Origin of the sequence: Lentzea fradiae, from assembly GCF_900100955.1 — a bacterium.
Taxonomy (GTDB): Bacteria; Actinomycetota; Actinomycetes; order Mycobacteriales; family Pseudonocardiaceae; genus Lentzea; species Lentzea fradiae.
Map to the genome: position 1 here is coordinate 98,674 of NZ_FNCC01000010.1, position 21,157 is coordinate 119,830.

The 21,157-nt window shown below is 71.0% G+C and carries 24 protein-coding genes and 1 pseudogene; 10 read left to right on the forward strand and 15 right to left on the reverse strand.

Going from position 1 to position 21,157, the window contains the following annotated elements; all coding sequences use genetic code 11:
- Positions 1–9 precede the first annotated feature (9 nt).
- Both BLT23_RS23855 and BLT23_RS23860 read right to left on the reverse strand, forming a co-directional pair.
- Positions 10–549, reverse strand: a pseudogene (locus BLT23_RS23855) (LLM class flavin-dependent oxidoreductase); the annotation flags it as partial.
- Between the two features lie 68 nt (positions 550–617).
- Positions 618–1,487: a LysR family transcriptional regulator gene (locus tag BLT23_RS23860; RefSeq protein WP_090052324.1), complete on the reverse strand. Its 870-nt coding sequence runs from the start codon at positions 1,485–1,487 to the stop codon at positions 618–620.
- Positions 1,488–1,564: 77 nt separating this feature from the next.
- Between BLT23_RS23860 and BLT23_RS23865 the strand changes: the two genes are divergently transcribed.
- Complete coding sequence (locus BLT23_RS23865) at positions 1,565–2,794, forward strand: aspartate aminotransferase family protein (RefSeq protein ID WP_090052325.1); 1,230 nt, start codon at positions 1,565–1,567, stop codon at positions 2,792–2,794.
- Positions 2,795–2,800: 6 nt separating this feature from the next.
- On the opposite strand, the gene BLT23_RS23870 is transcribed toward BLT23_RS23865, so the two are convergent.
- The 9 genes from BLT23_RS23870 to ehuB all read right to left on the reverse strand — a co-directional run bounded on the left by BLT23_RS23870 (position 2,801) and on the right by ehuB (position 10,029).
- Positions 2,801–3,436: a hypothetical protein gene (locus BLT23_RS23870; RefSeq protein ID WP_090052327.1), complete on the reverse strand. Its 636-nt coding sequence runs from the start codon at positions 3,434–3,436 to the stop codon at positions 2,801–2,803.
- A 14-nt stretch (positions 3,437–3,450) separates the two neighbouring features.
- Positions 3,451–4,233, reverse strand: a complete 783-nt coding sequence (locus BLT23_RS23875) for a hypothetical protein (protein ID WP_090052329.1) — start codon at positions 4,231–4,233, stop codon at positions 3,451–3,453.
- Complete coding sequence (locus BLT23_RS23880; protein ID WP_090052331.1) at positions 4,221–4,934, reverse strand: ABC transporter ATP-binding protein; 714 nt, start codon at positions 4,932–4,934, stop codon at positions 4,221–4,223. Before BLT23_RS23880 ends, BLT23_RS23875 begins: the two co-directional genes overlap by 13 nt.
- 76 nt (positions 4,935–5,010) lie before the next feature.
- Positions 5,011–5,679, reverse strand: coding sequence for a response regulator (locus BLT23_RS23885; protein WP_090052333.1), 669 nt, complete (start codon positions 5,677–5,679; stop codon positions 5,011–5,013).
- A complete protein-coding gene (locus BLT23_RS23890) occupies positions 5,676–6,755 on the reverse strand; it encodes a sensor histidine kinase (RefSeq protein WP_090052335.1) in 1,080 nt (359 codons plus the stop codon). Before BLT23_RS23890 ends, BLT23_RS23885 begins: the two co-directional genes overlap by 4 nt.
- A 248-nt stretch (positions 6,756–7,003) precedes the next feature.
- Entirely contained in the window at positions 7,004–7,783 is a 780-nt protein-coding gene (ehuA, locus tag BLT23_RS23895; protein WP_090052337.1) for an ectoine/hydroxyectoine ABC transporter ATP-binding protein EhuA, read from the reverse strand.
- Entirely contained in the window at positions 7,780–8,439 is a 660-nt protein-coding gene (gene ehuD, locus BLT23_RS23900) for an ectoine/hydroxyectoine ABC transporter permease subunit EhuD (RefSeq protein ID WP_090052339.1), read from the reverse strand. The genes ehuA and ehuD overlap by 4 nt, the downstream gene beginning before the upstream one ends.
- Positions 8,436–9,116, reverse strand: coding sequence for an ectoine/hydroxyectoine ABC transporter permease subunit EhuC (gene ehuC / locus BLT23_RS23905; protein WP_090052341.1), 681 nt, complete (start codon positions 9,114–9,116; stop codon positions 8,436–8,438). Before ehuC ends, ehuD begins: the two co-directional genes overlap by 4 nt.
- Positions 9,117–9,135: 19 nt before the next feature.
- A complete protein-coding gene (gene ehuB, locus BLT23_RS23910; RefSeq protein ID WP_342713689.1) occupies positions 9,136–10,029 on the reverse strand; it encodes an ectoine/hydroxyectoine ABC transporter substrate-binding protein EhuB in 894 nt (297 codons plus the stop codon).
- Between the two features lie 242 nt (positions 10,030–10,271).
- Here ehuB and ectA point away from each other — a divergent pair, with 242 nt between their 5' ends.
- The 6 genes from ectA to BLT23_RS23940 are packed head-to-tail and all read left to right on the forward strand — an operon-like array spanning position 10,272 to position 14,836.
- Entirely contained in the window at positions 10,272–10,802 is a 531-nt protein-coding gene (ectA, locus tag BLT23_RS23915; protein WP_090052345.1) for a diaminobutyrate acetyltransferase, read from the forward strand.
- A 26-nt stretch (positions 10,803–10,828) separates the two neighbouring features.
- Entirely contained in the window at positions 10,829–12,076 is a 1,248-nt protein-coding gene (gene ectB / locus BLT23_RS23920) for a diaminobutyrate--2-oxoglutarate transaminase (protein ID WP_090052348.1), read from the forward strand.
- A gap of 23 nt (positions 12,077–12,099) precedes the next feature.
- Positions 12,100–12,501 (forward strand): ectoine synthase, encoded by a 402-nt coding sequence (locus tag BLT23_RS23925; protein WP_090052350.1) that lies wholly within the window; start codon positions 12,100–12,102, stop codon positions 12,499–12,501.
- Positions 12,498–13,406, forward strand: coding sequence for an ectoine hydroxylase (gene thpD / locus BLT23_RS23930; protein ID WP_090052353.1), 909 nt, complete (start codon positions 12,498–12,500; stop codon positions 13,404–13,406). Before BLT23_RS23925 ends, thpD begins: the two co-directional genes overlap by 4 nt.
- A 36-nt stretch (positions 13,407–13,442) precedes the next feature.
- Entirely contained in the window at positions 13,443–13,991 is a 549-nt protein-coding gene (locus tag BLT23_RS23935) for a redoxin domain-containing protein (protein WP_218133866.1), read from the forward strand.
- Entirely contained in the window at positions 13,988–14,836 is an 849-nt protein-coding gene (locus tag BLT23_RS23940) for a cytochrome c biogenesis CcdA family protein (protein WP_090052355.1), read from the forward strand. The genes BLT23_RS23935 and BLT23_RS23940 overlap by 4 nt, the downstream gene beginning before the upstream one ends.
- 1 nt (position 14,837) lies before the next feature.
- On the opposite strand, the gene BLT23_RS23945 is transcribed toward BLT23_RS23940, so the two are convergent.
- A complete protein-coding gene (locus tag BLT23_RS23945; protein ID WP_090052356.1) occupies positions 14,838–15,617 on the reverse strand; it encodes a universal stress protein in 780 nt (259 codons plus the stop codon).
- 196 nt (positions 15,618–15,813) lie between these two features.
- Here BLT23_RS23945 and BLT23_RS23950 point away from each other — a divergent pair, with 196 nt between their 5' ends.
- Complete coding sequence (locus tag BLT23_RS23950; protein WP_090052359.1) at positions 15,814–16,179, forward strand: DUF1330 domain-containing protein; 366 nt, start codon at positions 15,814–15,816, stop codon at positions 16,177–16,179.
- A 168-nt stretch (positions 16,180–16,347) separates the two neighbouring features.
- On the forward strand, positions 16,348–16,548 hold the full coding sequence (locus tag BLT23_RS23955) for a hypothetical protein (RefSeq protein WP_090052362.1): 201 nt from the start codon (positions 16,348–16,350) through the stop codon (positions 16,546–16,548).
- A 48-nt stretch (positions 16,549–16,596) separates the two neighbouring features.
- On the opposite strand, the gene BLT23_RS23960 is transcribed toward BLT23_RS23955, so the two are convergent.
- Positions 16,597–19,251, reverse strand: a complete 2,655-nt coding sequence (locus tag BLT23_RS23960; protein WP_090052364.1) for an alpha/beta hydrolase family protein — start codon at positions 19,249–19,251, stop codon at positions 16,597–16,599.
- Between the two features lie 263 nt (positions 19,252–19,514).
- Between BLT23_RS23960 and BLT23_RS23965 the strand changes: the two genes are divergently transcribed.
- Positions 19,515–19,739, forward strand: a complete 225-nt coding sequence (locus BLT23_RS23965; protein WP_090052366.1) for a hypothetical protein — start codon at positions 19,515–19,517, stop codon at positions 19,737–19,739.
- Between the two features lie 116 nt (positions 19,740–19,855).
- Here the strand turns inward: BLT23_RS23965 and BLT23_RS23970 are convergent, their stop codons facing one another.
- On the reverse strand, positions 19,856–20,122 hold the full coding sequence (locus BLT23_RS23970) for a GlsB/YeaQ/YmgE family stress response membrane protein (RefSeq protein WP_090052368.1): 267 nt from the start codon (positions 20,120–20,122) through the stop codon (positions 19,856–19,858).
- Between the two features lie 38 nt (positions 20,123–20,160).
- Positions 20,161–21,102 (reverse strand): cation diffusion facilitator family transporter, encoded by a 942-nt coding sequence (locus BLT23_RS23975; protein WP_090052370.1) that lies wholly within the window; start codon positions 21,100–21,102, stop codon positions 20,161–20,163.
- Positions 21,103–21,157: the final 55 nt, after the last annotated feature.

The following is a 21,157-nucleotide window of genomic DNA, read 5'->3' on the forward strand; positions in this document are numbered from 1 at the left end:
GCCGCCTTACCACATCCGGTCGCGCAGACCGGCGGCGTGCGGCTGGACCCGGTCCGACCACACCTCGATGCCCTCGACGCCGCTGAAGCCGGTGACCTTCTCGCCCGCGACGAAGCCGAGCAGCCGCTGGACGCGGTCGTAGCCGAAGTTCTCGGCGTCGGCGGTCTCCGGGTACAGCGCCCCCTTGACCTCGTCCCAGTGCATCGGCGGGCCGACGCTGACACCGGGGTTCAGCCGGCCGCCGGACAGCACGTCGACCGTGGCGAGGTCCTCGGCGAGGCGCAGCGGGTTCTCCCAGCCGAGCGGGATGACGGCCGTGCCGAGCGCGATCCGGCTGGTCCGCTGGCTCGCCGCGGCCAGGACCGCGACCGGCGAGGAGATGCCGAACTGCAGGTGCCGGTGGCGCACCCAGGCGCTGTCGAACCCGAGGTCCTCGCCCAGCGCGATGATGTCCAGCGTGGACCGGTGGCCTGCGCCGGGGTCGTGCTCGTCGAACAGCCCGATGGTGAGAAAACCCAGCTTCCGCAAGGGCTCCGACTTCCGCGGCACGGTTCCTCCTCGATCATCCTCCCGCCGAGGGTAGGCGCCTTCGCGGCGGTGTCCAGATGGTGGAACGGTCAACGATCGCCGGCCTGCGACCGGGCGTGCAGCGCGTCGAGCACGACGGTGGTCGCGGCCCGTGACCCCCGCCGCGCCGCCGCGGTGATCCTGCGCGTCACCGGCAGCTCCTTCGTGTGGACGTGGAACCGCCGGTCCACGGCGAGCGCGGGCAGCACCGCCACCGCCAGCCCGGCCTCGACGTGCTCCAGCGTCAGCATGTAGTTGCTGAACCGGCCCACGACCCGCGGCTCGAACCCGGCCTGCCGGCACAGCCGCGTCGCGAGGTTCGCCATGTACGAGCCGGGCACGTCGAACGCCCACGGCTCGTCCGCGCACGCCGCGAGGTCGTTCTTCGGCTGGTCCGGCGGTGAGAGCAGCAGGACCGGGTCCGCGCCCAGCGGCACCACGTCGACGTCGCGCGGCACCGGCAGCTCCACGAAGTCGGTGGTCGTGATGATGACGTCGACCTCGCCCGCGAGCAGCGCGGGCATGCTGGCGTGCGGCTCCAGCTCGACCAGCTCCACCTGGAGGTGCGGGTGGCGCAGCGCTTGGAGGGCGGGCACGGCGAGCGTGTGGATCGCGCTCTGGAACCCGCCCAGCCGGACGCGCCCGGACGGCTCCCCGCTCAGGTCGCGCAGCTCGGCCTCGACGGCGTCCATCTGGTCGAGGAGCGACCGCGCCCGGCGCGCCAGGATCAGCCCCGCCGACGTCAGCCGCACCCGCCGCCCCGTCCGTTCGAGCAGCTGCGTGCGCGTCTCGGCCTCCAGCACCGCGAGCTGCTGCGACACGCTCGACGGGCTCAGGTTCGCGGCCTGCGCCACGGCTCGCACGGTGCCCAGCGCGTCGAGCTGGCTGAGCAGGCGCAGCCGGTATGGGTTCAGCGTCATGCTGTGCAGTATTTCCGAACAGCGAGCGTGGAATCGTGAGATGGACCTGACGCTCGGCGGGTCCTAGCTTCGGTGGCATGGACTCCTTCTGGGACGACGTCGACCGCCACCTGGTCCGCTACGGCGGAACGTTCACGCCCGAGATCATCGACAGCGCGTCGGGAAGCTTCCTGTTCACCGAGGACGGCCGCCGCGTCCTCGACTTCACCTCCGGCCAGATGAGCGCGATCCTCGGCCACTCGCACCCGCGCGTGGTCGAGACGGTGCAGCGCCAGATCGCGAACCTCGACCACCTGTTCAGCGGCATGCTCAGCCGCCCGGTCGTGGACCTCGCCCGCCGCCTGGCGGGGACGCTGCCGCCGTCGCTGTCGAAGGTGCAGCTGCTCACCACCGGCGCCGAGTCGAACGAGGCCGCCCTGCGGATGGCCAAGCTCGTCACGGGCAAGCACGAGGTGGTCGCCTTCGCCCGGTCGTGGCACGGCATGACGGCCGCCGCCGCGGCGGCCACCTACAGCGCGGGCCGCAAGGGCTACGGCCCGGCCGCACCGGGCAACTTCGCGATCCCCGCCCCGTCCGGTGACTGGCGGACCCAGCTCGACCTGGCGTTCGACCTGGTCGACGCCCAGTCGGTGGGCTCGCTGGCGGCGTGCATCGTCGAACCGATCCTGTCCTCCGGCGGCATCCTCGAACCGCCGCCCGGCTACTTCGCCGCGTTGCGGGAGAAGTGCCGGGAACGCGGAATGCTGCTGATCTTCGACGAGGCGCAGACCGGCCTGTGCCGCACCGGCACCTGGTACGCGTTCGAGCGCGACGGCGTCGTCCCGGACATCCTGACGCTGTCGAAGACCCTCGGCGCGGGCCTCCCGCTCGCCGCCGTCGTGACCTCCGCCGAGATCGAGGAGGAGGCCCACGCCCGCGGCTACCTGTTCTTCACCACCCACGTCTCCGACCCGCTGGTGGCCGCCGTCGGCAACACCGTCCTCGACGTGCTGGAGGAGGAACGCCTCGACGAACGCGCGGCCAAGCTGGGCGCGTTCCTGCGCACCGGCCTCGAGGACATCGCGGCACGTCACTCGCTGGTGTCCGACGTGCGCGGACGCGGCCTCCTGGTGGGGCTGGAGATCGCGGACGAGTCGCTCAGCGCGCCGATCACCCGCCGGTGCCTGGAGCTGGGACTGCACATGAACATCGTGCAGATGCCGGGGATGGGCGGCGTGTTCCGGATCGCTCCGCCGCTGACGGCGTCGGAGGAGGAACTGGAGCTCGGGCTGGGCATCCTGGACGAGGCGATCGGCGCGGCGGGGTAGGCGCGATCACGCGTCCCGCTTGGTGAACGTGAGCAGGGCGAGCGCGGTCGTGACCACCAGCCAGGCGGCCACGACCGCGCCCCCGTGCCACGGCGACAACGCGCCCGGCCCGTAGAGGCCGGCTCCGGCGCGGTCGGGGAGGTGGCTCGCGGCATCCGTGACCGCCGCGAGCAGCGGGGACACCACGAACAGGAACGCCGTCATCGCCGCGGCCGCCCCGGAGAGGCTGCGCAGCAGCACACCCACCCCGAGAGCGAGGAGTCCGATGGCGACCAGATAGGCGGTGCCGCCGAGCAACGCGGTGGCCGGTGCGTCCGCCACCAAGGCGGACAGCGCGCAGGTGAGCAACGACGCGGGGATCGCGACGGCGAGGTAGGCGAGGACCTTCCCGCACAACAGCAGCGGCCGGTGCGGGACGCACACCAGGCTGGTGCGGATCTGCCGTCCGCTGTACTCGCCCGCAGTCGTCAGGACGCCGAGCACGACGAGGCCGAGCCGGCCGTACTCCACGGCGCGGAAGCCCGCCGCCCAGGCCAGCGCCGGTGTGGCGAGAACGGTGACGACCACTGTGGCCCTCACCGCGGGCAGTGTCGCGAGCTTGCGCAGCTCGGCGGCGAAGACGTGGCGCAGATCGTTGCTCATGACGCCTCCCCGCCTCACGCGTCGCGGCGGATGAACGCGACCGCGCCCACCGCCAGGCCGAGAGCGGTCCACGCCGTCAGCACGGTTGCTCCCGCCAGCGGCGGAAGTTGTTCCGTGTACGCGGTTTCGCCCGCGAAGAGGGGAATCCCGGCGGCGTCGGGGAGGTACTTCGCCCACGAGGTGACCTTGGACAGCAGGAGCGACACGGAGATCGCCGAGCTGTTGACGATCAACACGACCAGGGGGATGAGGCCGTTGCGCGTGACCGTCGTGACGCCGAGGGCGATCAGCGCCGTGCAGACGCAGTAGAAGACGGCGCCGGGGAGCCGCCAGCCGAGCTCACCGGCGGCCTGCCACGGAGCCAGCCCGAACGGGCCGAGCACGGCCTGTCCCGCGACGATCCCGGTGGCGATCGCGGCGGACGACAGCACCGCCGTCACGAGCGTGAGCACGGTGGCCTTGGCCAGGAGCAGCGCGCCCCGGCGGGGAACGCCGGTCAGCGTGGCCACGATCTGCCTGCCACCACCGACATCGCCGTCGTTGGCGGTGTACTCGCTGCTCATGACGACGACACCGAGCACGATTCCGGCGACCACGGCGAACATCACGCCTTCAAGCCCGCGTTCGGCGGCGGACAAGCCGCCCTCCGGACCGGTGCCGCCCTCGGCGACCCGGGAGCGCAGGGCGTTGCCGTTCACCGCGGCGACCGCCGGTGCCGCGACGAGGCACAGCGCCGCCGCGACGAGCGACGCGCGGAGCGAGAGGAGCTTGCGCAGCTCGGCGTTCAGGAGTCCCATCGGTCCTCCCGGTCGGTGAGCGCGAAGAAGGCGTCCTCCAGCGACGCGTGCCCCGTCGTGACGTCACCCTTCGGTCCACTGTGGACGATCTCGCCGTGGTGGATCACGACCAGGTCGTCCGCGGTGCTCGCCAGCTCGCTCATCAGGTGGCTCGACAGCAGCACGGTCCGTCCGGTGGCGGCGCGGGCCCGCAGGAACTCGCGCAGCCAGCGGATGCCGTGCGGGTCCAGGCCGTTCACCGGCTCGTCCAGCACCAGCACCTCCGGGTCGCCGAGCAACGCCGCCGCCAGCCCCAGCCGCTGGTTCATGCCCAGCGAGAAGCCGCCGACCCGCTTGCGGCCGACGTCGCCGAGCCCGACGAGGTCCAGCACCTCCGGCACCCTGCTCCGGGGGATGCCGTTGCTCGCCGCCACCCACGACAGGTGCCCGCGCGCGGTGCGCGACCGGTGCGCGCCACTGCCTTCCAGCAGCGACCCCACGGTGCGCAACGGGTTGCGCAACGCCCGGTACGGCTTGCCGCCGATGAGGGCGGTGCCCGCGTCGGCGGAGTCGAGGCCGAGCAGGATGCGCAGGGTCGACGACTTGCCGGCGCCGTTCGGGCCGAGGAACCCGGTGACGCGCCCGGCTCTGGCGGTGAAGCTGACGTCCCGCACGACCACCTTCGTGCCGTGCCGCTTGACCAGACGGGAGACTTCGATCATGGTTCCAGCCTGGGGCCGGACCGCCGTGCGGGGCATCGACCAAAGGTTGACACCTGGTCCCCGGCCGGGGGACGGGCTACCTGCGCAGCGTGTCCGCGAACCCCGACTCGTAGGCGAGGATCACCAGCTGGGTGCGGTCGCGGACCTCCAGCTTGTCGAAGAGCCGGCTCAGGTACGTCTTCACCGTGGCCCTGCTCAGGAACAGCGCCGCGGCGATCTCGTCGTTGGACATGCCCGCCACGACCGCCGCCACGACGTCGTGCTCGCGGTCGGTCAGCTCCGCGAACCGCGCCAGGCCGGGCCTCGTGCGCTCGTGCCGCCGGGCGAACTCCGCGATCACCCTGCCCGTCACCTCCGGCGCGAGCAGCGAATGGCCACTGTGGACGGTGTGGATCGCGCGCAGGATCTCCTGGGCACCGGCGATCTTCAGCAGGAACCCGGAGGCACCGGCCCGCAACGCCTCGTAGACGTACTCGTCGAGGTCGAACGTCGTCAGGACCACCACCCGCACCGCTCCCGGTGCCGCGCACACCGCGCGGGTCGCCTCCAGCCCGTCCAGCACCGGCATCCGGACGTCCATCAGCACCACGTCCGGGCTCAGCCGGTGCACCGCGCTGACCGCTTCCGCACCGTCGCGCGCCTCACCGACCAGCACCAGCGACTCGTCGGAGGCGACCAGCTCGCACAGCGAACCGCGCAGCAGGTCGTCGTCATCGGCGACGAGCACCCTGATCCGCCCGCTCATGCGCCCGGCAGCGGAAGTACCGCGCGCAACGCGAACCCGCCCTGCTCGCGTGCGCCGGACGTCAGCTCCCCACCGAGCGACTCCACCCGTTCCCGCAGCCCGATCAGCCCGAACCCCTTCTCGTGGTGGCGTGTCCCCGCCAGTGTTCCACCGTCGTCGACGACCTCGGCGACCACCCGGCCGTCCAGCACCTCGACGGTGACCCGGCACCGGCAGCCCGGGGCGTGCCGGACGGCGTTGGTCAGTCCTTCCTGCACGATCCGGTACACGGCCAGTCCTGCGCTCGGCGGCAAGCCGTCCGTGCCGCGCACGGTGAGAGTCACGTCGATCCCCGCCGCACGCATCCGCTGCGCCAACGCGGGGAGGTCTTTCACTCCCGGCTGTGGCCGTCGTTCGGCGGGGGAGGCGGCGTCCCTGACCGTGCCGAGCACCGCGCGCAGGTCGGCCAGCGCGTCCTTGCTCGTCCGCTCGATGCGGGTCAGGCGGTCGCGCAGCCTCTCCGCGTCACCCGTGTCGACGTGCGCCGCCACCCCGGCCGTCACCGCGATCGTGCCGAGCGAGTGCGACACGACGTCGTGCACCTCCCGTGCCACCCGCAACCGTTCCGCCAGCACCGCACGGGCGCTCTCGGCCCGTTCGGCCTGCGCGGCCTCCTGGCGTTCCCGCCGGACCGCTTCACCGAGCCGCCAGGTGCCGGCCAGGACGAGCACGCTCACGATGACGTACCGGGTGATCTCCTGCTGCCCGCCCGCTCCCGCCGTCAGCATCACGGCCACCGTGGCGCCGAGCACCACCGTCACGGCCCGCGATGTGCAGGGACCGCCGTGCGCTATCGCCACCGGGTACAGCGTCCACGCCGCAGCCACGAACGGGTCCCAGGTGACGCCGAGCAACGCGCCCGCGAGGGTCGCCGCCGCCACCACGCCGAACGCCACCACCGGCCACCGCGACCGCAGCAGCACCCCGGCGACGACCAGCACGGCCACCGCGCTCGGCGGCGTACCGCGGGGCAGCCAGAAGACGAGCACGCAGAGCGCCGCGACACCGGCGTCGGCGAGCAGCCTGGAAAACACCACCCACCGACCCTACAAAGCCACCACCGGGCGGTGCGCCCAAGCACGCTTCCAGAAGCGCTGTCCGTAACCCCCCGCCCCGCTCGCGACTCTCTTTCGCGTTTCCCCTGTTGCACGCGGGGGCCCTACGTTCGCTCCACGAGTACGCGGGGCCCCCGCGTACTAGAGCCGTGTCACGCGGAGGAGGCGGGATCCGCTGGGTGGGTGACACACGGGCGGGCGAAGGCAGGGTAAGACCTCTGGCGCAGCGCTCAGCTTTCCTCGCGCAGCGAGCGCAGGAACCGTTGCGTCCGTTCGTGCTGAGGGGCGTCGAACAGCTCGGCCGGGGGAGCGGACTCGATGATGCGGCCCTCGTTGAACATCAGCACGCGGTCGGAGATGTCCCTGGCGAACTTCATCGCGTGGGTGACGCAGAGCATGGTGACCGAGGTGCTCTTGGCGACGTCGCGGAGCACGTCGAGCACCTCGGCGGCCAGTTCGGGGTCCAGCGCCGACGTGACCTCGTCGAGCAGCAGCACCTCCGGCCGGATCGCCAGGGCACGGGCGATGGCGACGCGCTGCTGCTGCCCGCCGGAGAGATGCGCCGGATGGGCGTCGATCTTGTCCGCCAGGCCCACCATCTCCAGCAGCTCCCGCGCCCTGGCCTCCGCCTCGTCCTGCGACAGGCCGAGCACGTGCACCGGCGCCTCCGTGACGTTGCGCAGCACCCGCATGTTCGGGAAGAGGTTGTACTGCTGGAACACCATCGTGATCTTGCGGCGCACGGAACGCAGGTGCTGCTCGCGGGCGGGCACGAGCGTGCCGTTGCGCATCTCCTGGAACAGGTTGTCGCCGTCGACCGTGATGGTGCCGCTGTCCGGCTCGGTCAGCGTCATCAGCATCCGCAGGATCGTCGTCTTGCCGGAGCCGCTCGGCCCGATCAGGGTCACCCGTTCGCCGGCGGCCACGCCGAACGACAGGTCGTCCAGCACGACGTTCTCGCCGAACTTCTTGCTGACCCCGTCGAACGTGATCTGGTCGGCGCGTGTCATGCGTTCTCCTTTCGGTACCGGCGTTCCGCGATCCGCACCGGCCAGGCGATGAGCAGCGCGGCCACCAGGTAGAGCAGGCCGGCCATCGTGATCAGTTCCAGGTACTGGAAGTTCTGCGAGCCGAGCGCCTTCACGACGCTGAGCATCTCGGCGACCGTGATGACGGTGAGCTGGGGCGTGTCCTTGAACATCGAGATCGCGTAGTTGCCGAGCGCGGGCACGACCCGCGGGATCGCCTGCGGGAGGATGATCCGCGTCCAGGTCCGGCGCCGCGGCAGGCTCAGCGCCGTCGCCGCCTCCCACTGCCCGGCGGGCACGCCGTCGATGCCCGACCGGTACACCTCCGAGGTGTAGGTCGCGTAGTGCACGCCGAGACCGATCGCGCCGGTCCACATCGGCGACAGCTCCAGGCCGACGGTCGGCAGCACGAAGAACAGGAAGAACAGCTGCACCAGCAGGGGAGTGGACCGGACGAACTCGACGAAGAACGCCACCGGCAGCCGCAGCCACGCCTGGTGGCTGCGCCTCGCCAGGGCGAACGCCAGCCCGAGCACGAGCGCCAGCACGTAGCCGAGCGCGGTGGCCTGCAGCGCGATGAGAAGACCTTGCAGCAGCTGGGGAACGGAGTCCCAGGCGGTCTGCCAGTCGAAGTTCACGAGGTCCTCCCGGAGAGCAGGCCGGGCCGCACCGCACGGCCGAGCGACGCGGCGGCACGGCGTTCCACGAGCCGCATCAGGATCGTGAGGATCAACGCGATCACGCCGTACCCGACGAGCAGGCCGAAGAACGTCATCGCGGTGTTGCCGGTCGCGGCGCGCACGATCTGGCCCTGGAAGGTCAGGTCCTGCAGGTAGACCAGGGACACCAGCGCCGTCGCCTTCAGCAGCTCGATCAGCAGGTTGCCGAACGGCGGCACCATCGCGACCACGGCCTGCGGCAGCACGACGCGCCGCATCCGTTGCCAGCGCGTGAAGTTGAGCGCGGTCGCCGCTTCGATCTGGCCGGCGGGCACGGACAGGACCGCGCCGCGCACGACCTCGGCGCCGTACGCGCCGATGTTCAGCGACAGCGCGAGCACGCCCGCGAACAAGGGGTTGAGCTGGAAACCCAGGCCGGGCAACGCGAACACGAGCCAGAACAGCACGACGAGCGCGGGCAGCCCGCGGAACCCCTCGGTGTAGGCGAACGCGATCCCGCGCACGACGCGGTGGCGGCTGAGTCTCGCGAGTCCGGCCGCGAAGGCGAACAGGAGTCCCAGCACCGCGCCGTACCCGGTCAGCTGCAGGGTGACCAGGAGTCCGTCGAGCAGGCGGAGCCACAGACCTCCGGACATGTCGGGAAGATCCTTCCGGTCAGGAGGCGGGGCGGCACAGGCGGTCCGCCGTCAGGTCGGTCATCTCGGCCTCGGAGAACCCGAACGGTCTGACGATCTCCAGCAGGTCGCCGCTGTCCTTGAGCGCGTGCAGCTCGGCGTTGAACGCGTCGCGGAGCCTCGTCTGGTCCGGCCGGAAGCCGAAGCCGCCCGCGCCGTACTGCTCCACGCCGTCGATGACGGGGACGAACGGCTCGGTGAGCTCGAGCGGCACGCCCGGCCGCCGGGACAGGCCGTCGCGCAAGGAGATCGCGGTGAGCAGGAAGCCGTCGGCCCGCCCGGCCAGCAGGCCGTCGATGCCGCCTGCCTGGGTCGCGAACGTGACGACCCGTTCCGGGGGAACGCCGTACCCCGCGGCGACGTCGACCTCGACACTGCCGAGCAGCACGCCCAGGCGGAGGTCGTCGCGCTGGGCGAAGTCTTGCAGCGTCAGGGGTTTCTCCGCGTCGCCGGACCGCACGAGCAACGCCTCGGGGGCGTTGTAGTCGGGGTCGGAGAACAGGATCTGCTCGCAGCGCGCCGGAGTGATGAACATGCCGGCCGCGATGACGTCGAACAGGCCCGCGCGCAGACCGGGGATGAGCGAACCGAAGTCCGAAAGCGCGGGCACGACCTTGTCCACACCCAGCCGCCGGAAGATCGCCTTGCCGACCTCGGGCGCCTCGCCGGTGAGAACGCCTTCTCGGTTGACGTAACCGTATGGCGCCTCGTTGGCGAAGCCCATGCGCACCTCGCCCGCGTCGCGCAGTCTTTCGAGCAGGTTGCCGCCGTCCTGCTGCGCTTTCAGATCCACGGTGCTGCACGCGGGAAGGAGGGTCACGGCGGCTAGGCCGGCGCCGAGAAACCGTCGCCGGCTGACTTGCGATGAAGACACGAAGTGGTGTCCCAACCTCGACTACAGGGCCGCCCGACCCTAATCCTCAAAGGACTCCGGGCCAGTCGTGACGCGCTAACGAAAGGACATCGCAACATGGTCCACAAAGGATGATCAAGTTATGACCGGCCTCACAAAGATTCCGGTATCGCCAGGTCAATGGCGGCCGAAGACCGTCGGTGAATCGGGGCGGAAGTGACGCACATGGGCTGCGCGGCGGGGAGCTGTTACGTTCCGGCAGCATGTTCGGCAACCGGACGAAACACGACGGTGACGCCACAGGACCGTCGGCGACCCTGATCATCGACAGACCGGAACCGGGAGACGGAACCGCCATGTGGCGGATCGCGCGGGACTCCCGGGTGCTCGACCTGAACTCCTCGTACGCCTACCTGTTGTGGGCCCGCGACTTCGCCGGCACGTCGGTGGTGGCGCGGTCCGGCGACGACGTCGTGGGCTTCGTGTCGGGGTACCTGCGGCCCGACGCGCCGGGAACGCTCTTCGTCTGGCAGGTGGCGGTCGACGCCTCGCACCGGGGGAAGGGCGTGGCGCTCACCATGCTGCGGGAGCTGGTGGACCGCGCGCACGCGCGCGGGGCCCGGCTCCTGGAAACCACCATCACGTCGGACAACGAGCCCTCGATCCGCCTGTTCACGTCGCTGGCCCGTGAGGCGGGAGTCGCCCTGGAGCGCGGCCCGCTGTTCACCGGCGAGCTGTTCCCCGACGCACACGAGGCAGAAGACCTGTACCGCCTCGGCCCCTGGCCGAGCTGACGACGCCCTGAGGAACTGAGAATTCTGTGAACATCTTCCACACGCTGGAATCCGAGGTGCGCAGCTACTGCCGCAGCTGGCCGGTCGTGTTCGACCGTGCGACCGGCAGCTGGCTGCACACCGAGGACGGTCGCCGGTACCTCGACTTCTTCGCCGGGGCGGGCGCGCTCAACTACGGCCACAACAACCCGGTTCTCAAACAGGCGCTCCTGGAGTACCTGGCCGAGGACCGCGTGATCCACTCGCTGGACATGCACACGGCGGCCAAACGCGCGTTCCTGGAGAAGTTCGACGAGCTGGTGCTGGCGCCGCGCGGGCTGGACTACAAGGTCCAGTTTCCCGGCCCCACCGGCACGAACGCCGTGGAGTCCGCGCTCAAGCTGGCGAGGAAGGTCACCGGCCGCGAGTCGATCGTCAACTTCACCAACGCCTTCCACGGCATGACGCTGGGGTCGCTGTCGGTCAGCGGCGACTCGATGAAGCGCGGCGGCGCGGGCATCCCGCTGGTCCACGCCACCCCGATGCCGTACGACAACTACTTCGACCGCCGCTACCCGGACTTCCTGTACTTCGAGCGGCTGCTCTCCGACAACGGCAGCGGGCTCAACAAGCCGGCCGCGGTGATCGTCGAGTCCGTGCAGGGCGAAGGCGGGATCAACGCCGCGCGGTTCGAGTGGCTGGCCGGGCTGGCCGACCTGTGCCGCAAGCACGACATCCTGCTCATCGTCGACGACGTGCAGATGGGCTGCGGCCGGACCGGCCCGTTCTTCAGCTTCGAGCCGGCGGAGATCCAGCCGGACATCGTGTGCCTGTCCAAGTCGATCGGCGGGTTCGGGCTGCCGATGGCGCTCACGCTCGTGCGCCCGCACCTCGACGTGTGGGAGCCGGGCGAGCACAACGGCACCTTCCGCGGCAACAACGCCTCGTTCGTCACCGCGGCGGCGTCGCTGGAGACCTACTGGGCCGACGACCGCCTGGAGAAGAGCACGCTGGCCAAGGGCGAACAGGTCGACCGCGCCCTGCACGAGATCGCGCGCTCCGTCCCCGGCGTCACGCCGAAGGGGCGGGGACTCGCCCGCGGCCTCTCGTTCGCCGACCCCGCGACGGCCGCCCGTGTGGCGAAGACGGCGTTCGAACGCGAGCTGCTCGTGGAGACGTCCGGACCCGACGACGAGGTGGTGAAGCTGATGCCGCCGCTGACCATCACCGACGACGAGCTCGGCGAGGGGCTCACCCGGTTCACCGAGTCCGTGCTGGCCTGCGCCGCCGTCTGACCCGGGAGACGAGGAACAACACCATGATCGTACGTTCGCTGCACGACCTCGACGGCACCGATCGCGATGTCGTCACCCCCAACTGGCGGAGCAGGCGGATCGTGCTCGCCGGGGACCGCGTCGGGTTCTCCGTGCACGAGACCGTGCTGAAAGCGGGCACCGTCAACGACTTCTGGTACGCCAACCACGTCGAGGCCGTGCTGTGCGTGGAGGGGGAGGGGGAGCTGACCGACAAGGAGACCGGTGAGGTGCACCAGCTCCGCCCCGGCACCCTCTACCTGCTCGACGGCCACGAACGGCACCAGGTGCGTCCGAAGACCGACATCCGCACCGTCTGCGTGTTCAACCCGCCCGTGACCGGACGCGAGGTGCACGACGAGAACGGCGTGTACCCGCTCGTGCGAGAAGAGGAGACCTCGGCATGACCGCGACGAAGATCGAGGACAGGTACCCGACCCGCACGCCGGAGGAGTCCGCTCCGGTGCCCAGGACGGAACCGGTGGTCTGGTCGGGCGCCCTGACCGGCCCGCTGGACGACGCCACGCTGGAGTCCTACGACGCCAAGGGTTTCCTGACCGTCGACGGGCTGCTGGGGCCGGACGAGGTGCTCGCCTACCGCGAGGAGCTCGACCGCCTGCGCGGCGACGAGGCGGTCCGCGCCGACGAGCGCACGATCGTCGAGAAGCGGTCCAACGAGGTCCGGTCGATCTTCGAGGTCCACCGGACCAGCGAGATGATCGCCGCGCTGGCCGCGGACCCCCGCGTCGCCGACCGCGCCCGGCACATCCTGGGCTCCGACGTCTACGTGCACCAGAGCCGGATCAACTTCATGCCCGGCTTCACCGGAACCGGTTTCTACTGGCACTCCGACTTCGAGACCTGGCACGCGGAGGACGGCATGCCGTCGATGCGGGCGGTGAGCATCTCCATCGCGCTCACCGACAACTACCCGTTCAACGGCGGCCTGATGCTGATGCCCGGCGCGCACCGCACCTTCGTGCCGTGCGTCGGCGAAACCCCCGACGACCACTACAAGGAGTCGTTGAAGGAGCAGGAGGTCGGCGTGCCTGGCCGCCGCCACCTGTCCGAGCTGGCCGCGGAGCACGGCATCGAGCAGTTCACCGGACCGGCGGGGTCGGCGCTGATGTTCGACAGCAACAGCATGCACGGCTCGGGCAGCAACATCACCCCCTTCGCGCGCTCGAACATCTTCCTGGTGTTCAACAGCGTGGAGAACACCCTCGTGGAGCCGTTCGCCGCCGCCCGGCCGCGGCCGGACTTCATCGCGGCGAGGGACTTCACCCCGGTCGGCGACGTCAGGGGTTCGTAACAACTTCACCGCCGGTGGCACGGCAGGATTGTCGTCATGGTCGGAATCCGGGTCATGACGGGGTTGCTGGTGTTGCTGGTCGCGCTCTCCGCGTGCGGAGGCACAACCGGCACAGCGGAACCTCCTGCCGCGCCACCGGCCACATCGCAGCCGCGCCCTTCGGCGTCGGCCGGTGCCGAGGTGGCCGAGCAGCTGAACTTCACGGCGAAGACCGTGGACGGCGAGGACATCTCCGGTGCCGACCTGGCGGGGAAGCCCGCCGTGCTGTGGTTCTGGGCGCCGTGGTGCCCCAAGTGCCAGCGTGAGGCACCAGGCATGGCCGCCGCCGCGAAGGAACACGCGGGCGACGTGACGTTCCTGGGCGTCGCCGCGCTGGACCAGGTTCCGGCGATGAAGCAGTTCGTGCAGAAGTACGGCCTGCAGTCGTTCCAGCACGTCGCGGACGTCGGCAGCGCGGTGTGGAAGCGGTTCGGCGTGACCGCGCAACCGGCGTACGCGTTCGTCTCGGCGGACGGCCGGGTCGAGGTCGTCACGAGCCAGCTCGCCGAGCAGGACCTGCGGCAGCGGCTGAGCGCGCTGGGATGACCGAGACGCTGCTGGTGGCGGTGGTGGCCGGCATGGTCGCCACCGTCAACCCGTGCGGGTTCGCCATGCTGCCCGCCTACCTGGCCCTCGTGGTGACGGGCGCGAGCGAACGGACTCGGGCCCGGTTGCTCACGCGCGCCGTCGTGTCCAGCGCGATGATGACCCTCGGGTTCGTCGTCGTGTTCGGCGCGTTCGGTTTGTTCTTCTCCTTTGTCGCGTCATCGGTGCAGCGGTACCTGCCGTTCGTGACCGTCCTCATCGGACTGGCGCTGGTCGTGCTGGGAGTCGTGCTCCTGGCGGGCCGCGAGATCACCTTGCTGCTGCCCAAACCCGGCAAGGGAGCGCCGAACCGGCACGTGTCGTCGATGTTCGGCTACGGCGTCGCGTACGCGATCGCGTCGTTGTCGTGCACCATCGGACCGTTCCTGGCCGTCGCCGGGTCGACGCTGCGCAGCGGTGACGTGCTGGAGGGCGTCGGAGCGTTCCTCGCCTACGCGGCGGGCATGGGTCTCGTGGTGACGGTGCTCGCGCTCGCCACCGCGTTGGCGGGCGACGCCATCACGCGGCGGGCCCGGTCGCTGCTCCCGCACGTGTCCCGGCTCGGCGGTGTCCTGCTCGTCCTCGTCGGCCTGTACGTCGCCTACTACGGTGTCTACGAGCTGCGGCTGTTCCTCGGCGGGGCGGACGCGGCCGATCCGCTGGTCGACGGCGCTGGACGGCTCCAGGGTGTGCTGGTGGAGTGGTTCACCGCGGTCGGACCGGTGCCGTTCGTCGCCGTGCTGGTGGCCCTGGTGACCGGGGGAGTGCTGCTGAGCAGGAAGCGCAAGCCGGCCGGCCGCGGGTGAGCTACGGCCCGGCTGTGGCGGCCTTGGGCACCACTGCGACGGGGCAGGGCGCGCGGGTGAGCGCGGTGCGGATGACCGAGCCGAACAGGGCCCGCTGCACCGCGCTGTCGCCGTGGTCGCTCACCACCAGCAGCCGGGCCCCTTCGGAGTGGTCCAGCAGCATCCGGGAGTCCTCGTGCACCGGCCGCAGCTCGCACGAGTGGCGTTCCGCCTGACTCGCCGCGAACTGCACGGCGGTCATGCACTCGGCGGTGCCGTTCACGGCGACGACCACCGGCCCGGAACGGTCCGCGGGGCCGCTGCGGACCGCGACGACCGGAACGTCCACGTCGTGCGCGAGATCGGTCGCCTTGGAGCCGAGCAGGACGCGGGACAGCGCCCACTGCCCGGACGTGCCCACCACGACCAGTTCCGCCTGCACGGACCGCGCGACCTCGGTCAGGACCGCGGACGTCCGGCCCTCCAGCACCTCGACACTGACGTCGAGGCCAGGTTCGCCGCGCCGGCACACCTCGGCGGCCATCAGGAGCTGCTCCTCGGCCTCGCGCAGCAGGGGAGTGTTGTCGAAGACCGCCGCGGCACCCCAGCCGGGAGCGGCGACGGTGCCCCAGGCACTCGTGACCGACGCCAGGTGGGCGTGGACGAGCAGGAGGGGGCGGCGCCGGTGGGCGGCTTCGGCCGCGGCCCAGTGGACCGCCTCCCAGGCGCGGTCGGAGCCGTCGAACCCCGCCACCACGGCACCGCGGCGCCCGGCCTGCGCGAACGGGCTGGCAGCGCTCATGAACCGAGGTCTCCGGTCACTGCGTCGGACATCGTGACTCCAGGTGCCGGCTTCGAGCTGACCGGTTCACCGTAGACACGCGCGTGCGCCCGCTCCACGGACGGGCGCGCGGTCACCCGAAAAGTTGGACAGCCGAAAGGTTCGGACCGGTGGATCGACCGATGCGGACCGCGCGACCGGACGGCATGCTGTGCGCATGGCCGTTGATCCACGTGGTGCCGACCTGAAACGACTGCTCGCCGAGGACCCCGGCGGTCCGGTCGTGATGCTGAACCTGCTGCGGTTCGCCGAGGGCGGCACCGAGTCCTATGAGGAGTACGCGCGTCACCTGCGCGAGACGTTCCTGCCCCGTTACGGCGGCGAGATCCTCTACGCCGGAAGGGGATCCACCGCGCTGGTGGCGGAGGACGGCCAGGCGTGGGACGCGGTGGTCGTCGTGCGCTATCCGGACAGGGCCGCGTTCAGCCGCATGGTGGCCGACCCCGCCTACCAGGAGGTGACGCGGCTGCGCACGGCGGCGCTGACCGAGGCCGTGCTCCAGGCCACCACGCCCTGGGCCTGATCCCCGCCGGGCTTCGGAAGGAGCTCGCAAGGTTGCACAGTGCAAACGTCGGGCATGCTGGACGGCGCGGGTGGACGCGTCCCTGTGCGTGCTTCCGGGGAAGGTCGGGCGTGGGCTACCGCGGTGCCGCCGACGCCGACTCATGACGACGAAAGGCTGGCACAAGTCATGACGGGGATGCTCACCACGGACGACGGCTGGACCGGGACGGTTCTCGTGTGCGACGGCTGCGGGCGGACCCGCCGCACCAGCGCCACCGGCATGTTCGCGTGGGACCTGCTCTGGGAGCAGGCCGACCACGCGGGGTGGACCGGTTCAGGCCGTCCTCCCGGTCCTCACCACTGCGGCACCTGCGCGAGCAGCGAGTAGACCGAGCGGGCGCCGGTGCTTCCGCGGAAGCACCGGCGCCACGTCTCGTCACGCCACTTCGCCGGTCACCTCGAACCCGGTCCCGGGCGGCACGGAACCCTCGAACCGCAGCCGGACCCACTCGCCGTCGCCGGTCTCAGCGCCGGCCGCGATCGGCACCGCGAGCGCGGCCGACAGCTGCCCGGCCGGCACGACCACGTACACCCGCAGGGGCGACTCCGACAGCGGCCGGGACGGCCAGGGGTCCTCGCCGGTGTACGAGCGGTACCAGTCCGCGTCAACGTCCGTTGTGGACAGTTCGGAGCCGGAAACCGGTGCCAGCGCGCCGCCTCCCAGTGCGATCATGTCGTCGGCGGGCGCGGACAGCGTCACGTCCCATCGGAGCGTGCCGCCCGCGCTGACGCTGTCGGCGACCGGCACGGCGGTCACCACCGGCAGCGGGTCGTCGTTGAGCAACCGCAGTTCGCCCGTGGTGGTGCCGACGACGACGTTGGAGATCGCCTGCACGACGAAGTAGTGGACGCGGTCCTCGCTCCACCTCGTGTTGCCCTCGGAGGTCACGGGCACCTCGAAGCTGCTCTCACCGTGCTCCAGCGTCACCAGCCTGCTGGTCGGCAGCTTGCCCGGCTCCGTGTGGAAGAGCCGGAAGACACGGGTTCCGCTGCCTCCCACGGTGATGACGGCCTGGTGCGTCCTGGTGCCGGAGTCGCCCTCGTCCGCCGTTTTGCGGTGCACGTCGAGCCGTCCCAGACGCGTGGGCGTCACCGGGACGAGACCCTCGTCCCAGCCGTGCGCGTCGATCAGCCACGCCTCACCGGACCCGGACTCGGGGACGAGCTCCAGCGAGGTCACCTCGCCGAGGCCGCGCGGCAGCGGGACCCGGACCTCCTGAGCCCACAACGACGCCGTGCGCGGGCTGCCGGGCAGTCCGGTGACCGCGACGGACCCGAGCGCGTGCCGGCGTCCGCCGCGGTCGACCACTGAGACCCCGAACCTGGTCTCCGGTGTGTTCGCCAGTACGGCCAGGCGCAGGGCGAGATCGCGTGCGCCGGTCAACGCCACCGGCGCGGCGGGCGTGACCACGCCGGACTGGCCCGCGGCCGACCACTTGAAAGCGACCGCGAGCCGTTCCGGTTGCAGCACGGTGCCGCGCAGACCGGCGAAGTGCGGCGACGCGGCCGTGAGGTGGCACCCGGACTCGTCGAAGGCCGTCTGCAGGCACAGGCGGGCGCTGCCGGAGACGGCGGTGACGGGGTCCGGGACGACGAACGGCGTGCGGTCGCCGCCGACGGCGTGGGAGAGGACGCGGGCCGGACCGGCGGACGGGGCGCGCACGCCGGAGCCGTCGAGCAGGGGCAGGACGGACTCGTCGCGATCGGCGAACAACCGCACGGCGGCGGCGATGTAGGTGGCGCCCGCGGCCTGCTGCTGGTCGGCCGTCAGACGGGTCGGGGCACTGGGCGCGCACACCGGGTCCGGCTGGTCACGCGAGTCGAAGTCGTCCCACGCGGGCGCCTCGGCCTGACCGGGAGTCCATTCGCTGTTGAAGTAGTTGTGGTTCGCGCCGACGAGGTAGACGGCGCTGTGCAGGGCCTCGCCACGGCTCAGTCCACGCGTCTGGTCGACGAACATCTGGCCCTGCAGGTCCCGCACGTCGCCGTCGCACCCCGGCAGCAGTGTGACGGAGGGGACGTCCGGAGCGGGGTTGTGGCCGAAGATCGTGGGGGCGATCAGCACGTCGCCGCGGATGGTCCAGCGCACCGGGCCGCTGAAGCCGCTGTCACCGGGTGGTGGGGTGACGCTGTCGATCGCGGCGCGGTTGACGCCCTCGCCGCCGCGGGAATGGCCGACCAGCACCACTTTCGCCAGGTCGGCCTTCGGTGCGGACCGCACGACCGGCGGAGCCTCCGCCCGGCCTGACGCCCAGTCCGCCCACTTCGCCAGGTGGTGGCGGATCAACGACGAACGGCCCTGCGCGCCCGCGTCCCAGGTGTCGTTGTCCTGGGCGTTCACCGAGTTCGCGGAGATGGAGACGGTCAGATATCCCTGTGACGCCAGCAGTTCCTGCACTTTCCGGTAGCCCAGGTAACTCGGCACCGCCGTCATTTCGCTGGGGCACGGCCATTCCAGCGTGAACCGAGCGGGGTCCGCGGCGTCGTAGCAGGTGAAGTGCCTGCCGTGCAGGAAAAGCGCGAGCGGGCGCTTGCCCGGCGCGTTCTTCGGGGCGACGACCACCGCTCGCATCTCGACCGGGGTTCCGTACTCGGGCAACGTGACCGGGTCGAGCGAGTACTCGCCGGTGGTCGTCGGGTACGGCCCCGGCGTGCCGGGATCGACGTCGGCCTGCGGTTGCGGCGGTGGCAGTGCGGGCGCGGACATCGTGGCCACGGACGGGGGGCCGGGCGCGTCGAGTCTCCTGCCCGCCGATCGCACCTGCAGCGCGGCCGGATCGCGCGGCGACGTCCGCAGCGTGAAGCTCCGCAGGTCGGTGGACTCCTTGGCCCGGCCCAGGAACCGGTCGCCCTCCCAGAACTCCGCACCGGCGTCGAGCGGGGGGATCGGGCGGGCGGCGGTCCACCGGAGGACGTCTCCGGACACCGACCAGCCGGGTGCGAGAGGTGGCTCCGGCGCGGCCGATGCCGACGGCGCGGGCAGCACGGCCACCACGGCAACGGACAGGATCAGTGCAACTGTGCGACGCATGAACGTGGTTCCTCCAAAGGAAGTCCACCTTGTTCTAGCGACGCGGCACGGCGACCGGAACGTCGTTGGGCCTAATCAGACTGCGTGCACACGACTTCTGGCCACGAGTACTGCCCTGTTCGGCGCAAAACTGGCCATTAGGCCAGCCGTGGCTGGCTGTAGGGCCATACGGGCGAAGGGAGTCCTCCGGCGGAACAACCGGACGAAACACTCGATAAGGTGACATCGTTCATGATCGACTACCCCTCGAAGGGACATCATCGGTGGCTATCTCGGCGAACCTGGACAAGCAGCTCGACAAGGCTTACGAGGGCCTGACCCTGTCCGAGGTGCTGGACGCGCCCGTCGCCGCACTGTCCGGAGTCAGCGAGGGCGACGCGGAGAAGCTCGGCGCCGCCTTCGGCATCAAGACCGTCCGCGATCTGGGCACCAGCAAGTACTTCACGCTCGCCGCCGCCCTCGTCGCGCTGGAGAACTCCGCCAAGTGACGCTCGGGTGACCGCCGTGATCGGTCACCCGCAACGAAAAACGCTCGGCCGGGGTCAACCCGGCCGAGCGTTCTTCGCCGGCTCAGCAGCGGAGCCGTTGCGCGTGGTCCTTGTGGTTACCGCCGCACGCTCGTGCGGTTGCGGCCGGAGATGCTCTCCGCGACGCCGATGAGCAGCACGGAGGCGATCACGGCGACGATGAAGCCCAGCACGTTCAGCTCGAAGATGTCACCGGTGCCGAGCAGGTTCGCGATGGTGCCGCCGATGACGGAGCCGACCAGCCCCAGCAGCAGCGTCGCCACGATGCCGAGGTTCTGCTTGCCGGGCTTGATCAGCCGGGCGAGCGCGCCGATGATCAGTCCGGCGACGATGAAACCGATCACGTCAGCCTCCTGGTAGTCGATTGCCTTGCTGCACCGGGCTACCCGGGAAGTTGATCGTCCAACCTTCCGGTGGGCCGGAGCACGTCCGGTTCGAGGTAGATCACACGGGCGATCGGGACGGCGGCGCGCACCCGCCGCTCGGCGGCGTCGATGGCCGCCGCGATGTCCGCGCCCGAGGCCGACCTGCCGATGGCGACCTTGGCGGCGACCAGGAGCTCGTCGGGGCCGAGGTGCAGCGTGCGCATGTGGATCACCGACTCCACGCCGTCGCCCGGCAGCGCACCGGCGATCGCCGCCTGGTGCTCGCGGCTCGCGCTCTCGCCGATGAGCAGCGACTTCATCTCCACCGCCAGGATCGCGGCGATGATGATCAGCAGGAGGCCGATCATCGCGGTGCCCGCGGCGTCCCAGCGGCCCTCGCCGGTGACGAGGGTCATCGTCACGCCCAGCAGCGCGAACAGCAGGCCGCACAGGGCGCCCAGGTCCTCCAGCAGGATGACCGGCAGCTCCGGCGCCTTGGCCGTGCGGATGAACCGCGTCCAGCTGCGGGTGCCCCTGATGCGGTTCGACTCCAGCGCCGCCGTGCGCAGCGCCATCCCCTCCAGCACGACGGCGACCAGCAGGACGACGACCGGGACCCAGTGCCACGAGTCGATCGGGTGCGGGTCCGCCCACTTGTGCCACGCCTCGTAGAGCGCGAACAGGCCACCGAGGGTGAACAGCACGATCGAGACGATGAAGCCGTAGACGTACCGCTCCCGGCCGTACCCGAACGGGTGTTCCGGCGTGGCCGCCCGCTTCGCGCGCTTGCCGCCGAGCAGCAACAACGCCTGGTTGCTCGTGTCCGCCACCGAGTGCACCGCCTCGGCCAGCATCGAGGACGACGCGGTGAGCAGGAACGCGACGAACTTCGTCACGGCGATGCCCAGGTTGGCGAGCATGGCGGTGACGACGGCCTTGGTGCTTCCCTCGGTAGCCACGCCCGAACCGTAACCAGCGTGATCGACTGGCGCCGGGTGAGCGGCCGTGACGCGG

What these genes read in the sequence shown, in the direction of transcription:
- BLT23_RS23860 (WP_090052324.1), bottom strand. Translation starts at nt 1,487, where the DNA reads ATGACGCTGAACCCATACCGGCTGCGCCTGCTCAGCCAGCTCGACGCG.
- BLT23_RS23865 (WP_090052325.1), top strand. Translation starts at nt 1,565, where the DNA reads ATGGACTCCTTCTGGGACGACGTCGACCGCCACCTGGTCCGCTACGGC.
- BLT23_RS23870 (WP_090052327.1), bottom strand. Translation starts at nt 3,436, where the DNA reads ATGAGCAACGATCTGCGCCACGTCTTCGCCGCCGAGCTGCGCAAGCTC.
- BLT23_RS23875 (WP_090052329.1), bottom strand. Translation starts at nt 4,233, where the DNA reads ATGGGACTCCTGAACGCCGAGCTGCGCAAGCTCCTCTCGCTCCGCGCG.
- BLT23_RS23880 (WP_090052331.1), bottom strand. Translation starts at nt 4,934, where the DNA reads ATGATCGAAGTCTCCCGTCTGGTCAAGCGGCACGGCACGAAGGTGGTC.
- BLT23_RS23885 (WP_090052333.1), bottom strand. Translation starts at nt 5,679, where the DNA reads ATGAGCGGGCGGATCAGGGTGCTCGTCGCCGATGACGACGACCTGCTG.
- ehuA (WP_090052337.1), bottom strand. Translation starts at nt 7,783, where the DNA reads ATGACACGCGCCGACCAGATCACGTTCGACGGGGTCAGCAAGAAGTTC.
- ehuC (WP_090052341.1), bottom strand. Translation starts at nt 9,116, where the DNA reads ATGTCCGGAGGTCTGTGGCTCCGCCTGCTCGACGGACTCCTGGTCACC.
- ectA (WP_090052345.1), top strand. Translation starts at nt 10,272, where the DNA reads ATGTTCGGCAACCGGACGAAACACGACGGTGACGCCACAGGACCGTCG.
- BLT23_RS23925 (WP_090052350.1), top strand. Translation starts at nt 12,100, where the DNA reads ATGATCGTACGTTCGCTGCACGACCTCGACGGCACCGATCGCGATGTC.
- thpD (WP_090052353.1), top strand. Translation starts at nt 12,498, where the DNA reads ATGACCGCGACGAAGATCGAGGACAGGTACCCGACCCGCACGCCGGAG.
- BLT23_RS23935 (WP_218133866.1), top strand. Translation starts at nt 13,443, where the DNA reads ATGGTCGGAATCCGGGTCATGACGGGGTTGCTGGTGTTGCTGGTCGCG.
- BLT23_RS23940 (WP_090052355.1), top strand. Translation starts at nt 13,988, where the DNA reads ATGACCGAGACGCTGCTGGTGGCGGTGGTGGCCGGCATGGTCGCCACC.
- BLT23_RS23945 (WP_090052356.1), bottom strand. Translation starts at nt 15,617, where the DNA reads ATGAGCGCTGCCAGCCCGTTCGCGCAGGCCGGGCGCCGCGGTGCCGTG.
- BLT23_RS23950 (WP_090052359.1), top strand. Translation starts at nt 15,814, where the DNA reads ATGGCCGTTGATCCACGTGGTGCCGACCTGAAACGACTGCTCGCCGAG.
- BLT23_RS23955 (WP_090052362.1), top strand. Translation starts at nt 16,348, where the DNA reads ATGACGGGGATGCTCACCACGGACGACGGCTGGACCGGGACGGTTCTC.
- BLT23_RS23960 (WP_090052364.1), bottom strand. Translation starts at nt 19,251, where the DNA reads ATGCGTCGCACAGTTGCACTGATCCTGTCCGTTGCCGTGGTGGCCGTG.